This window comes from Catellatospora aurea, from assembly GCF_042663325.1.
Classification (GTDB): Bacteria; Actinomycetota; Actinomycetes; order Mycobacteriales; family Micromonosporaceae; genus Catellatospora; species Catellatospora aurea.
Map to the genome: position 1 here is coordinate 139,810 of NZ_JBHTAC010000002.1, position 15,135 is coordinate 154,944.

General features: G+C 72.8%; 9 protein-coding genes. 7 read left to right on the plus strand and 2 right to left on the minus strand.

The genetic code is table 11. The features are described from left to right. Positions 1 to 34: 34 nt before the first annotated feature. The 4 genes from ACFQO7_RS02560 to ACFQO7_RS02575 are packed head-to-tail and all read left to right on the plus strand — an operon-like array spanning position 35 to position 7,156. Positions 35 to 4,156, plus strand: coding sequence for an nSTAND1 domain-containing NTPase (locus ACFQO7_RS02560; RefSeq protein WP_376804826.1), 4,122 nt, complete (start codon positions 35 to 37; stop codon positions 4,154 to 4,156). 2 nt (positions 4,157 to 4,158) lie between these two features. Next, the gene (locus ACFQO7_RS02565; RefSeq protein ID WP_376804827.1) at positions 4,159 to 4,515 is read left to right on the plus strand and encodes a CU044_2847 family protein; all 357 of its coding nucleotides are present in this window, start codon (positions 4,159 to 4,161) and stop codon (positions 4,513 to 4,515) included. Next, the gene (locus tag ACFQO7_RS02570) at positions 4,512 to 5,285 is read left to right on the plus strand and encodes an ABC transporter ATP-binding protein (protein WP_376804828.1); all 774 of its coding nucleotides are present in this window, start codon (positions 4,512 to 4,514) and stop codon (positions 5,283 to 5,285) included. The genes ACFQO7_RS02565 and ACFQO7_RS02570 overlap by 4 nt, the downstream gene beginning before the upstream one ends. Beyond that, positions 5,270 to 7,156, plus strand: a complete 1,887-nt coding sequence (locus ACFQO7_RS02575; protein WP_376804829.1) for a hypothetical protein — start codon at positions 5,270 to 5,272, stop codon at positions 7,154 to 7,156. Before ACFQO7_RS02570 ends, ACFQO7_RS02575 begins: the two co-directional genes overlap by 16 nt. Before the next feature lie 44 nt (positions 7,157 to 7,200). Here the strand turns inward: ACFQO7_RS02575 and ACFQO7_RS02580 are convergent, their stop codons facing one another. Next, positions 7,201 to 7,875 (minus strand): esterase/lipase family protein, encoded by a 675-nt coding sequence (locus ACFQO7_RS02580; protein WP_376804830.1) that lies wholly within the window; start codon positions 7,873 to 7,875, stop codon positions 7,201 to 7,203. A gap of 227 nt (positions 7,876 to 8,102) precedes the next feature. On the opposite strand from ACFQO7_RS02580, the gene ACFQO7_RS02585 reads away from it, so the two are divergent. The 3 genes from ACFQO7_RS02585 to ACFQO7_RS02595 all read left to right on the plus strand — a co-directional run bounded on the left by ACFQO7_RS02585 (position 8,103) and on the right by ACFQO7_RS02595 (position 12,012). Next, a complete protein-coding gene (locus tag ACFQO7_RS02585) occupies positions 8,103 to 10,022 on the plus strand; it encodes a family 43 glycosylhydrolase (RefSeq protein ID WP_376804831.1) in 1,920 nt (639 codons plus the stop codon). A 155-nt stretch (positions 10,023 to 10,177) separates the two neighbouring features. Next, positions 10,178 to 11,167 carry an ATP-binding cassette domain-containing protein gene (locus ACFQO7_RS02590; RefSeq protein WP_376804832.1) on the plus strand — a complete coding sequence of 330 codons (990 nt, stop codon included), beginning with the start codon at positions 10,178 to 10,180 and terminating at the stop codon, positions 11,165 to 11,167. Next, the gene (locus ACFQO7_RS02595) at positions 11,164 to 12,012 is read left to right on the plus strand and encodes an ABC transporter permease (RefSeq protein WP_376804833.1); all 849 of its coding nucleotides are present in this window, start codon (positions 11,164 to 11,166) and stop codon (positions 12,010 to 12,012) included. Before ACFQO7_RS02590 ends, ACFQO7_RS02595 begins: the two co-directional genes overlap by 4 nt. A 22-nt stretch (positions 12,013 to 12,034) precedes the next feature. Here the strand turns inward: ACFQO7_RS02595 and ACFQO7_RS02600 are convergent, their stop codons facing one another. Next, positions 12,035 to 15,124, minus strand: coding sequence for an ATP-binding protein (locus ACFQO7_RS02600; RefSeq protein WP_376804834.1), 3,090 nt, complete (start codon positions 15,122 to 15,124; stop codon positions 12,035 to 12,037). Between the last annotated feature and the right edge of the window lie 11 nt (positions 15,125 to 15,135).

The window sequence follows — 15,135 nt, forward strand, 5'->3', positions numbered from 1 at the left end:
CCGCCGACCGGCGCGGAGGGGGCGTGAGCGGGGAATGTCCGCCGAGCAACGGCTGCACGCGAGCGTGGTGTCGATCGATCTCCCGAACGGCCACCCGGTAGGCGCGGGCTTCGTGGCCGCCCCCGACCTGGTCTGCACCGCCGCACACGTGCTCACCAAGCTGCTGGCCCGCGGCTCCGCGGAGCCCGGCGTGGGCACGCGGATCGAGGTCCGCTTCCGGGCCACCGGCACCACCGGCACGGCCGTCGTCGAGGTGTGGCGGCCCGCGCGGGAGACCGACATCGCCGTGCTGCGGCTGGCCGAGCCCGCGCCCGAGGGGGTGCGCCCGGTCCGCCTCGTGGACGAGCCCGACGCCTGGGGGCACCGGTGCCGGATGTTCGGCTTCCCGGAACACCACCCGGACGGCGTGTGGGCCGTGGGCACGATGCACGGCCGGCAGGGTTCGGGCTGGTTGCAGATCGACGACGACCGCAACGCCGGCTTCTGGGCCACGCAGGGCTTCAGTGGCGGCCCCGTCTGGGACGACGACCGCCAGGCCGTGACCGGCATGATCGTTGCGACGGAGGCGCTGGCCGGGCGGCGTACGGCATACGCCCAGCCCGCGGCCGCGCTGCTCGCCGCGGCACCGGGGCTGGCCGGTTGGGCCGAACCGCCGGGCCGGTGGGACGACAGCCCGTTCCGCGGCCTGGAGCCGTTCCGCGAGCAGGACGCCCCGCTCTACTTCGGACGCGTCACCGAGGCGGCCGAGCTGGCCGAGACCGTGTGGCGGGAGCCGTTCACCGTGCTCAACGGCGCGTCCGGCACCGGCAAGTCGTCCCTGCTGTCCGCCGGGGTGCTGCCCCGGCTGCGGAAGCGGCCCGCCGTCATCGTCGGCCTGCGGGTCGCCGCCGGGGTCACCGCCGAGAGCGTGCTCACCCGCGCGCTTTCGCAGGCGTTCGACCTTCCCGACGCCACTCCCGCAGAGATCGCCGCCGAACTACGGGCCGGCCGGATCGGCGACCTCATCGTCCGAGTTCTCGATCAGGCGTACGCGCAGCGGCTCGTCATCGTCGTCGACCAGCTCGAAGAACTGGTCGGCCACGACCCCGCGCAGGCCACCGAGCTGTTCACGCTGCTGCGGGCGCTGTGGGAGTCGACCCGCACCGTCCGGGTCATCGTCACGCTGCGCTCGGACTTCCTGGACCAGGCCGCGGCGCTGTCCGGGCTCGGCCCGGCGTGGACGCACGCGATCACCTACCTCGCGCCGCTGACCGGCGACGCCCTGCGCGAAGCGGTCGAGGGGCCGCTCGCGGCGGCGGACCGCGCCGCCGAACCCCGGCTGGTGGACCGCATCCTCACCGACGCGGGCGCGACCGCCGGCGCCCTGCCGATGGTCGAGTTCCTGCTGGAGCGGCTGTGGCGGTCCGAACCCGGCGACGTGCTCACCCACGAGACGTACGACGCGCTCGGTGGGGTCGGCGGCGTCATCGCGGGCTACGCCGAGGAGGTGCTGCGCGAACGCGTCCCGCGGGCCGAGCTGCCCGCGGTGCGCTCGCTGATGCTGCGCCTGGTGCAGCCGACCGCTGCCGGGACCGCGCTGCGGCGTCCGGTGCGCGCCCAGGACCTGACCGCGCCGATGCTGGCCGTCGCCCGCGAACTCGCCGCCGCCCGGCTCGTCGTCACGTCGCAGGACCGCGACACGGGGGCGGTCACCTACGAGCTGACCCACGACGCGCTGACCCGCCGCTGGCAGCGCCTGGAGGACTGGCTGAAGGAGTCGGCCGAGTTCTGGCAGTGGTACGAGACCCTGCGCATCAGCCGCGAGCAGGGTGAGCCGCTGCGCGGCGCGCGGCTGGAGGCGGCCCGAAACTGGCTGCGCAGCAACGGCGACGACCTCACCCAGGACGACCGGGACTTCATCCTGGCCAGCCGGCAGCGCAGCCGCCGGTTCGCCTGGGCGTGGCGGTCGGTGGCCGGGGTGCTGGTGCTGCTGTTGGCGGCGACGGCCGTGTTCGCGGTGCGGCTGCAGGAGCAGAGCGACGACCTGCTGGCGCGGCTACGTGACGCGAGCGCGCGCGACCAGGCGGCGCAGGCGCTGCGGTACACCTCGATCGACCTCGACAAGGCGGCGCTGACCGCGCTGGCCGCCTACCACGACAAGCCGTTGCCGGAGTCGACCAGCGCGCTGTTCCAGGTGTACGCGCAACTCCACCAGGTCAGCCGCATCCTGCCGGACACCGCGAACGTGACCAGCCTCGCCGTCGCCGCCGACCCGCCGGCACTGCTCACCGCAGACGGCAGGCTGCGCCGATGGCAGCTCGACGGCAGCGGTCGACCCGTCTCCATCCTGCTCGACGAGTCCGCCTCGGACGTGATCACCGATCGGACCGGCACGCGCATCGCCTACCGCGGCGCGGAAGGCGTGACGGTCATCGACGAGAAAGGTGACCGGAAGAGCCTGGCGCTCGCCAAGTACACGGGCGTGAGGCTCGCGCGCTTCGACCCGTCCGGTCAGCGGCTGCTGCTGCTGGTGAGCCGGCATGCGGACGATCCCGTCCGGGCGATGATCTGGGACCTGCGTGACGACACCGAGACCGAGCTGCCGCCGACCGAGGTGCAGTACGCCTGGTTCGGCCCCGACGCCGACACCGTGCTGCTCAGGTCCTCGGCGACCGGCGACACCGTGGTGTGGGACGTCAAGGCGGGCAGGGCCACCGCGCAGATCGGCGACGACGTCGTGGGCGTCAGCCCGGATGGCAAGCAGCTGGTGCGCTGCCCGAAGTTCTCCGGCAAGGGCACGATGCGGCTGTTCGAACTGCCCGCGATGCGGCAGGTGCGCGAACTGACGACACCGTGCAACGCCGTGTTCGGCAACCAGCTCGGTTTCGACCCCGCGGGCGAGGTGCTGCTGAGCCTGGTGTGGGAGGCCACCTCTGCCAGCCAGGCCATACAGGTCGTCGCGACCGGCAGCGGCGACACCGGCGTGCTGGCGCTGCCGCGACTCGGCGGAGAGGGCCCCGACCAGCGGGTGGTGCCGGTGGCCGTGCCGCACGACGGCGGCTGGCTCGTGGCGTACGCGGCCGACGGCGGCGTCATGCTGTCCGACGTACCGCGCAAAACGCTCACCGAGCTGGGTGCCGACCTCGTCGCGCCCGGCGCGCAGCGGGCGGTCCCGGTCGGCCCGTTCGCCGTTGACCGGCAGGCCACTCCGGCCCGGCTGTGGCAGCTGCCGTCAGGACGCCGTGTGGAGAGCGCACTGCCGCCCACCGAGCGGGTGCTGATCGCCGACGACCGCTACCTTTTCACCGCCGACGCCGGCAACGCCACCCTCTCGCTGCGCGATCTGCACGATCCGGCGGTGGTGCGGCATACGCTGACCACCCCGCCGAGCACGCCCGGCGAGGCCGCGAACGCCCGGCTCGGCTGGGCCTGCGTGGTCCGCAGCGCGACCAAACTGGTCCACTTCAACGGCAGCGTGATCCACCGCTGGGACTATCCGAGCCTGCGCCCCCTGGATCCGGTCGATCTGAGCGGGGAGCCGGGCATCGACACCCGGGCCCCCAACGGCACCTGTGCTTACAACGAGCAGCGGCAGCTGCTGGCGGTGAACACGTCAGGCGGCGTGGTCACGCTGTGGAATGCCGAGACCGGCAAGCAGCACGGTTCCCTGCTCCGGTTCGACGAGTTCAGCAGCGTGATGCAGCTGGCCTTCGACGATCGCGGCGACCGGTTGGCCGTCTCCAGCGAACGGGGCCAGGTCGGCATCGTCGACCTCGCACAGCTGAAGCTAGTCGCGACGCTGGCGCCGCCTGCGAACCCCCAGCTCGCCAACGCCTGCTGCCGGCTGCACAGCTTCCACGGCGACACGGTCTACCTGCAACGCGGCGAGCAGTTCGCGGTCTGGGACGTGACCGGGCCGACGGTGCGCTACACACTGGTGCTGCCCAAGTCCGACGACCTGGACGAGTACCGGCAGGGCGGCACCGCCATCGATGGGGCGGTGACGACCATGACCGTCAGCGGCGTCGAGTTCGGCCTGCGGCGGTTCGCCCTCGACCCGCAGGAGTGGCGTCGGCACCTGTGCGAGGTGGTCGGCCGCGGACTGACCGAAGACGAACGACGCGCCGCCGCGGCTGAACCCGACGACGAGGACATCTGCCCCGGCTGGAAAGGCTGAGCATGCAACCGCTGATCGAAGTGACCCTGGAGGACGGCACCCGGCTGCTGGTCGAGCCGAGCGACGGCGAGCGCGACGAGCTGGTCGAGGCCGGGGTCGGCGACCACATCACCACCGCGCGGGACAGTTTCCAGACCATGATGAGCCGGCTGCGCCCGGTCATCCAGACGGTGACCGACCAGGTCAGCTCGCTGCCCCGGCGGCCGGACAAGTTCACCGTCGAGATCGGCATCAAGATCACGGCCGAGTCCGGCGTGGTGATCGCCAAAGCCGCCAGCGAGGGCCACCTGACCCTGACCATGGAGTGGTCCGGCCCGGAGCGCGGCCAGGTCCCGGGTCCGCGGCTGCCGGGGGAGTGACCGTGGAGGCCGAACCGGCCGCGGCGCTGCGGCTGACCGCGCTGCACAAGGCGTTCGGCGACACTGTCGCCGTTGACCACGTCGACCTGGCCGTGCCCCAGGGCTCGTTCTTCGGGCTCGTCGGGCCCAACGGCGCGGGCAAGACGACGGCGCTGTCGATGGCGGTCGGCCTGCTGCGACCCGACGGCGGCCGGTCGCAGGTGCTGGGCGTCGACGTCTGGGCGGACCCGGACCGGGCGAAGGCGCTCATGGGCGTGCTGCCCGACGGGCTGGCCATGCCCGAACGCCTCACCGGCCGGGAGCTGCTGACGTTCCTCGGCCAGCTGCGCGGCATCCCCGACGACGTCCTGACCGGGCGGGTCCAGGAACTGCTCGACGTGATGGAGCTGGGCGACGCCGAACGCACCCTGGTCGTCGACTACTCCACCGGCATGCGCAAGAAGATCGGCCTGGCCACGGCCCTGCTGCACGGGCCGCGGCTGCTGGTGCTCGACGAGCCTTTCGAGGCGGTCGACCCCGTGTCGGCGGCCGCACTCAAGTCGATCCTGGTGCGCTTCGTCGCCGCGGGCGGTTCGGTGATCCTGTCCAGCCACGTCATGGCACTGGTCGAGCAGCTGTGCGACACCGTCGCCGTGATGGCCAAGGGCAAGGTCGTCGCCGCGGGCCCGCTGGACGCCGTACGCGGCGACGGCACCTTGGAGGAGGCGTTCGTCCGGCTCGTCGGTGTCGACACCGGCGACCGGGAGGGCCTGTCGTGGCTGGCGTCCTGAGCGCCCTGCCGGCCGAGGCGCGCATCCTGATCCGGATGAAGCTGGCGATCATGCGCCACTCCATGACCGGTGGAAAAGCCGCCTGGATGGTCGTCGGCGGGGTCCTCGGGCTTGCGCTGGCGGCCGCCACGATATGGCTCAGCCTGGCCCTGCCTGCCCACCCCACGGTGGTCGCCGACCTGCTCGCCGCCGTGTACCTGATGTGGGCACTGGGCTGGGTGGTCGGGCCGGTCTGGGGCGGCTCGACGCTGCTGCGCGCCGACCACTTCGGGCTGCTGCCCGTGCCGCGTCGGCGGCTCGCCGTTGGCCTGCTCGCCGCGGCCTTCGTCGGCGTCACCGCCTCGGTGACGCTGCTGGCGTTCGTCAGCCTGGTCGGCTACGCGGTCCGGCTCAGCCCCGCATCCGTGGTCGTGGCGCTCCCCGCGGTCGTGCTGCAGCTGGTGTTCGTGGTGCTGCTGTCGAGGGTCGCGACGGTCGTGTTCGGAGTGGTGGCGAAGTCGCGGACCGGCGCGGCGTTCACCGGCATGCTCATCGCGGCGATGATGGTGCTCGCCCAGTCCGGCTGGATGGTCGCTGTCGCGATCCAGGTGTCCGGGGTGCTCGACACCGGCTTCGGACCGGGCTTCGCCCGCACGGTGCGCGCCGTGCCGTCCGGCTGGGGCGTCGTCGCCGTCGAGTCGGCAGCCCGGGGCGACTGGTGGTGGGCGGTCGCTGCGCTGGCCGGGCTGGTGCTGCTGATCGTGCTGCTGCTGCTCGCGTGGAGCCGCAGCCTAGGCACCCCGCGCCGAGCGCGGGTGACCATCCGCGGCTCCCGCCGGGTTGCCGCGCCGCGCCGGGGCCTGTTCGCCGGGCGCACCGGCGCGGTGCTGCGCAAGGAACTGCGCACCTGGTGGCGCGATCCGCAGCGGACGCAGTCGGTGTTCGTGCCGCTCGCCTGGGCGCTCGGCACGACCGCGCTGCCGCTGACGTTCGGGGAGAAGGTGCTGCTGCCGTGGGCCGCGCCCGCGCTCGCGCTGATGGCGGGCGCGTCGGTGGCCAACCTGTACGGGCAGGACGGCACGGCGCTGTGGATGACCCTGCTCATCGGCAGCGAGCGGGCCGACCTGCGCGGCCGTCAACTGGCCTACCTGCTGGTCTTCGGGCCGGTCACGCTCGCGGTCGCGGTAGGGTTCACGGCGTGGAGCGGGCTGGTCTGGGTGTGGCCCTGGGTGCTGGCCCTGGTGCCGGCGATGCTCGGCGGCGGTGCGGGGCTGGGCGCGCTCCTGTCCGTGGTGGCGCTCGCGCCGGGCCCCGACGCCCACAAGCGTCCCGAGAACCCCCTCGAACACGGTGACACGACCGGCCAGGCCAATCTCATGTTCTGGGGCGGACTGCTGCCGGGCATCCCGGCGGCGACGGTGCTCGCCCTCGGCACGGCGTACGACAATGCTTTCCTGCTCTGGGCAGGTGTGCCGGTCGGCGTGGCCACCGGCGTCTTCCTGGCCTGGTGGCTCGGCCGGGTCGCGGTCGGGCGGCTGCGGGCAGGCGGGCCGGAGCTGCTCTTCCTGATGCGCACCGGCCGCAGCAAGCCGGTCCGCGTAGAACTGCCCAAGCGTGCCGAGGTGTCCAAGGGTGCGGCGCGCACCGCGCTGATCGGCTGGACGCTGGGCTCGATCGCGCTGTTCCCGCAGGGGCTCGTGCCGATGATCTTTCTGCTGGTCGGCGTGGACGTGAAGTCCTGGTTCCTGGCCATGCACGTGCCCGGCGCGTACGCGTGGCCGATCGCCACCGTGATGGTCCTGCTCGGCAGCTACCTGTACTTCCTCGCCATCAAGGCGAGCCGGAAACCGCGCGCGACGCCGGGCCAGAACCAGCAGCTCGAATCGGTCTGAGCGCGTCGGCGCCGCCCCCGGGCAGGGCGGCGCCGACGGGCCGGTCAAGCCGCGATGAAGCTGCGGATCTGGGTGAGCACGCTGGTGTTGGTCAGGAACCCGATGTGCGTCTCGCACAGCACGTTGTTGTTGCTCGCCCCGGTCAGGCGGGTGCTGGTGTACGGGATGATGATGCCGTCGCAGGCCGAGTACCAGGTGCCGTACTTGGCGCTGCCGGGCGTCTCGTCGCCGTCGGCGAGGTCGAGCAGGAACAGCGAGCCCGGGTACATCTCGATGCACGAGACGTTGATCAGGCACGCGCCGGCGTACGTGGTGCCGTGGTTGGCGCCGGCGATCGAGGCGACGTGGCTGACGTTGGCCGAGCCGCCCAGCTCCTCCAGGTACCAGCGGGTGACCAGGCCGCCCATCGAGTGGTTCACGATGGCGACCTTCGACGCGCCGGTCTGCGCCTTGACCTGGTTCACCTTGTCCCGCAGGCCGGCGGCGCTGAGCTGGTTGGAACCGGCCCAGTTGTAGTCGTACGTGTAGAGCCGGGTGAAGCCGCCGGCCCGGAAGACCGACAGGGCGGTCGTCCAGTTCGACGAGTTGCCGATGAAGCCGTGCACGAAGATCACCGGTGTGCTGGTCGCCGCGTTCGCGGGCGTGGCCGGGGCGACCACGAGTGCCGCGGCGGCGACCAGGGCCGCGCCGGCGGCGATGAGACGTTGGCGGATACGCATGGGGGAGCCCTTCGTCGGGACGGTGCGTGTGGTGCCAACGAGCATCGGAGCAGGGGCCTGCTGTCTGCATCGGTGTAATCGCCGGTCCGGGATCCACCTCACTCATCGTCAGATGACGATGTGTCGACGTATAGTGACGACCGGTGGTACGGCGGCCACTCGCGTTCCCGTGTTTTTGATTCCGTTGATTCGGGATCGAACGTGAATCCACTGATGGGAGACCGCCGATGGGCAACCGTCCCCGCCGCGTCGCCGCCGCCACCATGCTCGCCGTCCTCGCCGGGATGCTGCTCGGCGCGCCCGCGGCCTCGGCCGTGCCGCCCGACTACACCACCAGCGAGGCCGGCAACCCGTTCGCCGACGGCTGGTACGCCGATCCCGACACCGTCGTCTACGGCGACCGCTACTGGGTGTTCCCGACCACCTCGAAGAGCTACGCCGAGCAGACCTACCTCGACGCCTTCTCGTCCACCGACCTCGTCAACTGGACCAAGCACCCCAACGTGCTGACCAGGGCTAACGTCTCCTGGGCGTCCTACGCGATGTGGGCGCCCGCGCCGATCCAGCGCAACGGCAGGTACTACCTGTACTTCGCGGCCAACGACATCCAGAACAACAGCAGCCTCGGCGGCATCGGCGTGGCCGTGGCGACCCAGCCCCAGGGGCCCTACGCCGACGCGCTGGGCCGCCCGCTGATCGCGCAGTTCCAGAACGGGGCGCAGCCCATCGACCAGGACGTCTTCATCGACGACGACGGCCAGGCCTACCTGTACTACGGCGGCTGGGGCCACGCGAACGTGGTCAGGCTCAACGCCGACATGATCAGCCTCGGCACGCACACCGACGGCACCGTGTACAAGGAGATCACGCCCGCGGGCTATGTCGAGGGCCCGCAGATGTTCAAGCGCAACGGAAAGTACTACCTGATGTGGTCCGAGGGCGGCTGGACCGGCCCCGACTACTCCGTCGCGTACGCCATCGCGAACTCGCCGCTGGGCCCGTTCACCCGCCTGGGCAAGGTGCTCGCCCAGGACGCCGCCGTAGCCCGCGGCTCCGGGCACAACTCCGTGGTCAACATCCCCGGCACCGACACCTGGTACATCGTCTACCACCGCCGCCCGCTCAGCGAGACCGACGGCAACCACCGGCAGCTCGCGTACGACCGGATGGTCTTCAACGCCGACGGCACGATCGCCCCGGTGACGATGCGGGTGCGCGACAACTTCGCCGACAACAACGCCTTCGGCTGGCGCACCTACGGCGGCTCCTGGTCGGCGACCGGCGGCCGCTACACGGCGGCGAACTCGCTGGGCGGCAAGGCGCTGCTGGACACCAACTTCGGCAACCTCACCTACGACGCCGACGTGGCGGTGACCTCGGGCGGCGGCGACGCCGGGCTGATCTTCCGGGTCACCAACCCCTCCACCGGCACCGACGGCTACACCGGCTACTACGCCGGCATCAGCCCCGCGGGCCGGGTCGTGCTCGGCCGGGTCAACAACAACTGGACCCAGCTCCAGGCCACGGCCATGACCGTCGCCGTCGGCACGACCTACCGCATGCGGGTGACCGCGATCGGATCCTCGATCAAGGTGTACGTCGACGACATGGCCATGCCGAAGATCAACGTCACGGACGCGACCTACGCCACGGGCGCGACAGGGCTGCGGGTGTTCAACGCCGCGGCGGCCTTCGACAACGTCGCCGTCAGCCCGCACGTCGGCGCCGGGACCAACCTGGCGCAGGGCCGCCCCGCGACCGGCTCCACCGCGTGCCAGGCCGCCGAAGGCCCGGAGAAGGCCGTGAACGGCACCGTCAACGGCGGCAACACCGACAAGTTCTGCTCCGCCGTCACCGGGGCCTGGCTGCGCGTCGACCTCGGCGCGACGCGGACGATCAACCGCTTCGAGGTCGCCCACGCCCAGGCGGGCGGCGAGTCGGCGTCCCTCAACACCAGGGCGTTCAGCATCTCCGTGTCCGCTGACGGGGTGAGTTGGTCCCAGGCCGTCAACGTCACCGCCAACACCGCGGCCACTAGCACCCACCCGGTCACCGTCAGCGCCCGGTACGTCCGGCTGGACGTGGCCACACCGACCCAGAACTCCGACATCGCGACCCGTGTCTACGAGCTGCGCGTCTTCGGCTGACCCGTTTCCGCCCGCCGCGCCTGCTCGGTTGTCCGGGTGGCGGGGCACCCGCGCCCCGCCAGATCCGATCTGGCGGGGCGTCTGGCGCCTACCGGGTGGCGGGGTCGCCGCACCGTGCGAGCCGGCCGCGTTGAGTGGTGGACGAGAGGAATGTGATGGCGGTGAACCGAACCGGCCTGGCGGTGGAGACCTCCGGGCTGGTGAAGACGTTCGGCAAGACCCGGGCGGTGGACGGGCTCGACCTGGCGGTCCCCGCCGGGACGGTGTACGGCCTGCTCGGGCCCAACGGGGCGGGCAAGACCACGGCGGTGCGCATGCTGGCCACGCTGCTGCGACCCGATGGGGGACAGGCCCGGGTGTTCGGGCACGACCTGCGCACCGAGGCCGACGCGGTGCGCACCCGGGTCAGCTTGACCGGGCAGTACGCCTCGGTCGACGAGGACCTGACCGGCACCGAGAACCTGATCCTGCTGGGCAGGCTGCTCGGCTACCGCAAACCGGCCGCGCGCGAGCGGTCCGCGCAGCTGCTCGCGGCGTTCGGGCTGACCGAGGCGGCCGACCGGCAGGTGAAGAAGTACTCCGGCGGCATGCGGCGGCGCATCGACATCGCCGCCAGCATCCTGAACACCCCCGACCTGCTGTTCCTGGACGAGCCGACGACGGGCCTGGACCCGCGCAGTCGCAACCAGGTCTGGGAGATCATCCGGGCGGTGGTGGCGCAGGGCACCACGGTGCTGCTGACCACGCAGTACCTCGACGAGGCCGACCAGCTCGCGGGCCGGATCGCGGTCATCGACGAGGGAAAGGTGATCGCCGAGGGCACCCCGGGGCAGCTCAAGTCCTCGATCGGGGCGGGCACCGTGCACCTGCGGCTGCGCGACGCGGCCCAGCGCCCCGAAGCGGAGCGCATCCTGGCGAAGGTGCTGGACACGACCGTGCAGCAGGAGGCCGACCCGGTCGCGCTGACCGCGCGCGTCGGGGGCTCGGGCGCGGCCGTGGACGCCGCCGCGGCCGGTTCGCGGGCCCTGGCGGAGCTGGCCGGGGCGGGCATCGTCGTCGACGAGTTCTCCCTCGGCCAGCCCAGCCTCGACGAGGTGTTCCTGGCCCTGACCGACAAGGCCGCCCGCACGGAGGAGAAGGCATGAGCACGACGACCGTCGCACCTGAGACGTCGGCTTACACGCCGTCGGCGGAGTCCATTGCCGCGGTGCTGGCGCCGGGGGAGAAGCCGCGCCGGCCGGGGCCGCTGTCGGCGTCGCTGACGTTCGGCTGGCGGGCGATGCTGAAGATCAAGCACGTGCCCGAGCAGCTGTTCGACGTCACGATGTTCCCGATCATCATGACGCTGATGTTCACGTACCTGTTCGGCGGCGCGCTGGCCGGTTCTCCGCGCGAGTACCTGCAGTACCTGCTGCCCGGCATCATGGTCACCAGCGTCGTCATGATCACGATGTACACCGGGGTCGGCCTGAACACCGACATCGAGAAGGGCGTCTTCGACCGCTTCCGCACCCTGGCCGTGTGGCGGCCCGCCGCGCTGGTCGGCATGATCTTCGGCGACCTGCTGCGCTATGTGCTGGCCGCACTCGTGATCATGGGCGTCGGGCTGGTGCTGGGCTTCCGTCCCGGCGGCGGCGTGATGGGCGTGGCAGCCGGCATCGGCCTGCTGGTGGTGTTCTCGTTCGCGTTCTCCTGGATCTGGACCTGGCTCGGCCTCATCCTGCGCAGCGAGAAGTCGGTGATGGGCGTCAGCATGCTGGTGCTGTTCCCGCTGACCTTCCTCAGCAACGTGTTCGTGCAGCCCACCACGATGCCCGGCTGGCTGCAGGCGTTCGTGGACGTCAACCCGATCACCCACCTGGTGGCGGCGGTGCGCTCGGTGATGACCGGCGCGCCCGACGCCGGGGCGATCACCTGGGTGCTGGTCGCGAGCGTGGTGTGCACCGCCGTGTTCGGCGCACTGACCATGTACCGCTACAACCGCAAATGACGGTCCACCGCCCTGGCGGCGCTCACAGCCGCCAGGGCGGTGCCGGGACCGGGTGGTAGCCGCAAGCGTTGCCGGTCGACACGCTCGCCCGCAGATGCGCGGCCAGCTCCGGGTGCAGGTCGTCGAGCCGCCGCAGCGTGTCGCGGATCCGGGCGGTGACCGCCTTGCGGGCGCGCTCGCCGTCGTCGCCGAGCCGCCGCGTGCGCCCGCCCAGGCCCGCCGCCGCCCGCAGCTCCGCGAGCAGCGCGTCGCGTTCGGACTCCAGCGCCCGCCGCCGAGCCGTGTCGTCGCGTCGCGCGGCCGCGTCGAGCGCGTCGTCGAGCTGGTCGAGCCGCTGCCGATAGTGCGCCTTCGCCGTGTCGTCGAGCACCGGGTCCGCGCCCATGCGCCGGGCCACGACCGCCGTCGCGCCGCCCGGTGGGTCGGCCAGCTCCACCGCCGGGATGTCCGTGCCCGGGTGGCTGAGCAGCTCGTGCAGATCGCGCAGGCCCTTGGCGTCGGGCAGGTGCACTGTCCGGCCCGCGTACCGCAGCCGCCAGGTGGCGTCCTCCCGCAGGAATTCGCACGCCGCAGCGGCCTCGGCCTCGCGCGCGCCCGGGTCGCGCAGCAGCGAGGCGGCCGGTGTGTCGCCCGGGGCGTTCCGGGCGGTCAATGCGCGGGCCAGGCCCGCCCGGGCCCGCTCCGCCCAGGGCGGGGCCTGCATCCGCTCGGCCGACTCCGCGGCGGCCGTGTACTCGGCCACGGCGTCATCCCAGCGCCCCGCCGCCGCATCGACCTCGGCCAGCCACAGGTCCAGCGGGCCGCTCACGTCGCAGCCCCACAGCGAGACCGCCCACTCGCCGCGGTACGGCAGCAGCGCCTCCCGGGCCTCGTCGCAGCGCTCCGGGTCCGCCGTCGCGGCGGCCAGCTGCGCCCGCAGGCGCAGGCACAACCGGTTGACCGAGGATGGGTACGGGTCGTGCCTGCTGTACGCCTCCGCGGCCGCCACCAGCCGCAGCGCCTCGCCGACGGCACCGCGCTCCACCGCCGTGATCGCCTGGACCAGCGGCAGGTACGGGTGGTCCTGCGCGTCGAGCGGCGCCAGCAGCCGGTCCGCCTCGGCGAATCGACCGCGCTGCATCGCCAGCGCCCACTCCAGGTGGTACTGCATGAACGTGAAGTCCGCGTGCGGATGGCCCTCGCTGGCGCGCAGCCGTGCCAGCAGCTCCTCCGCCTCGGCGAAGCGGCCCCGCATGGTGTCGATGACGGCCTGGTCGACAAGTTGCGAGATGCGCATCCGCAAGCTGCCGTCGCGCTCGGCCGCCGCCAGGAACACGCTCAGCTGCTCCAGATAGCCCGGGTCGCCCATCTCCAGCAGCGCCACCCACCGGAACGATGCGGCCAGCGCCTCCGTGCCGGTGTCCGCCGCGCGGCGGCTCACCTGCTCCATCTCGGCGGTCAGCGCCTCACGCTCACGGGCGCCGCCCGGCCCCCAGTTCAGATCGTGACGCGCCCACAGGCTGAACATCAGCGCCTCGTCGTCGCGACCGGTGCGGGCCAGCGCCTCGGTGCGGACGATCAGGCTCTGCGCCAGCTGCTCGGGCGTCGCGGCCTCCGCGCCCTCGCCGATCAGCAGCCGGTACGCCTCCCGCAGCAGGCTCTGCCGCAGCTCGGTCCCGCTGCCGCCGGGACGGCCGTGCGGGTGCACCACCAGCGCCACCCAGGCCAGCAGCTCGCCGTCGCCCGTCTCCCGGGCGATCGCGGCAGCCTCCTCGAACAGCCGCCAGCCCTCCGACTTGTCGCCGAGGTGGTAGACGCTGCGGCCCAGTTCGACCAGCACGCGCACCCGCCGGGCGGGCTCGCGCACCCGCTCCAGCGCCCGCCGGTAGTGCGAGATCGCCTCGTCCGCGGCCAGCCGCTCGCCCGCGTCGGCGGCGGCCGCGAGCAGCCGCCGCACCGCGATCTCCGGCTCCAGCAACGGGCCGGCCAGGTAGGCGTGCCGCGCCAGATCCGCGGGCAGCACCTGGACGGCCAGCTCCGGCGAGGCCTCGGCCGCCCGCACCACCGCCGCGTGCAGTTCCTGCCGCGCCCGCTCGGGCAACCCGTCGTGCAGCGCCTCACGGACCAGGTCGTGGGCGAAGCCGTACCGTCCGACGCCGCGCACGGCGACCAGCCGGGCCTCCTCGGCCTGCGCCAGCAACCGGTCCACCCCGGCCTCCGGCGTGCCCGACGCCGCCACGAGGACCTGCCGCGGGAACTCCCGGCCGAGCACCGCGGCCGTGGCGAGCAGCGCGGTGACGTCCTCGGGCAGCAACGCCAGCCGGCGGTCCAGCGCGTCGCGCACCCCCGGCGCGACCGCCAGCAGGCTGCCGCCGCTGTGCCACAACCGCGCCGTCTGCTCCACGAAGAACGGATTGCCGCCGGTGCGCCGGTGCACCTCCTCGGCCAGCGCCGGGTCCGGCGCCCTCCCGGTGGTACGCGCCATCAGCTCGGCTACTTCGTCGCGGCCCAGCCCGGTCAGCGTGACCGTGGTCGCCTTCACCGACAGCGGCACCATCAACGCCCGCAGCGGATGTTTCGGCGCCTCCACCTCGACGTCGCGGTACGCCCCGATCAGTAGCACCCGCTCCGACCACGTGTGCTGCGCGGCGAACCGGAGCAGCCGCAGCGACGCCGCGTCCGCCCAGTGCAGGTCGTCCAGGGCCACCACCAGCGGACGGCGCTGCGACAGCGCCACGAACGCGCTCGTCACCGCGTCGAACAGGGGGAACTCGCCGTCGAACGCCGTGCCGTTCGCGTCCGGCCCGCCCTCGCCGAGCAGCACGCTCAGCCCGGCCCCGCCGGCCTGCCGCGCCGCCGCCCAGTCGGCCTGGTCCACGCCGCGACGCACGGCCCGCAGCACCTGCGTCCACGGCCAGAACCCCGGCGCGCTTTCGGCGTCCCAGCAGGTTCCCGCGACGACCAGCGCACCGGACGCGCGGGCCTGCGCCATGGCCGCGGTGAGCAGGGAGGTCTTGCCGATGCCCGCTTCCCCGGCGACCAGCACCAACCCGCCGTGCCCGGCCATCGCCCGGGACACCTCGTCGTGCAGCACCGCCGCCGGGTGCGCACGCCCGATCAGCCCCGCGCTCACGCCGGCCTCCA

What these genes read in the sequence shown, in the direction of transcription:
- ACFQO7_RS02565 (WP_376804827.1), top strand. Translation starts at nt 4,159, where the DNA reads ATGCAACCGCTGATCGAAGTGACCCTGGAGGACGGCACCCGGCTGCTG.
- ACFQO7_RS02585 (WP_376804831.1), top strand. Translation starts at nt 8,103, where the DNA reads ATGGGCAACCGTCCCCGCCGCGTCGCCGCCGCCACCATGCTCGCCGTC.
- ACFQO7_RS02595 (WP_376804833.1), top strand. Translation starts at nt 11,164, where the DNA reads ATGAGCACGACGACCGTCGCACCTGAGACGTCGGCTTACACGCCGTCG.
- ACFQO7_RS02590 (WP_376804832.1), top strand. Translation starts at nt 10,178, where the DNA reads ATGGCGGTGAACCGAACCGGCCTGGCGGTGGAGACCTCCGGGCTGGTG.
- ACFQO7_RS02580 (WP_376804830.1), bottom strand. Translation starts at nt 7,875, where the DNA reads ATGCGTATCCGCCAACGTCTCATCGCCGCCGGCGCGGCCCTGGTCGCC.
- ACFQO7_RS02560 (WP_376804826.1), top strand. Translation starts at nt 35, where the DNA reads ATGTCCGCCGAGCAACGGCTGCACGCGAGCGTGGTGTCGATCGATCTC.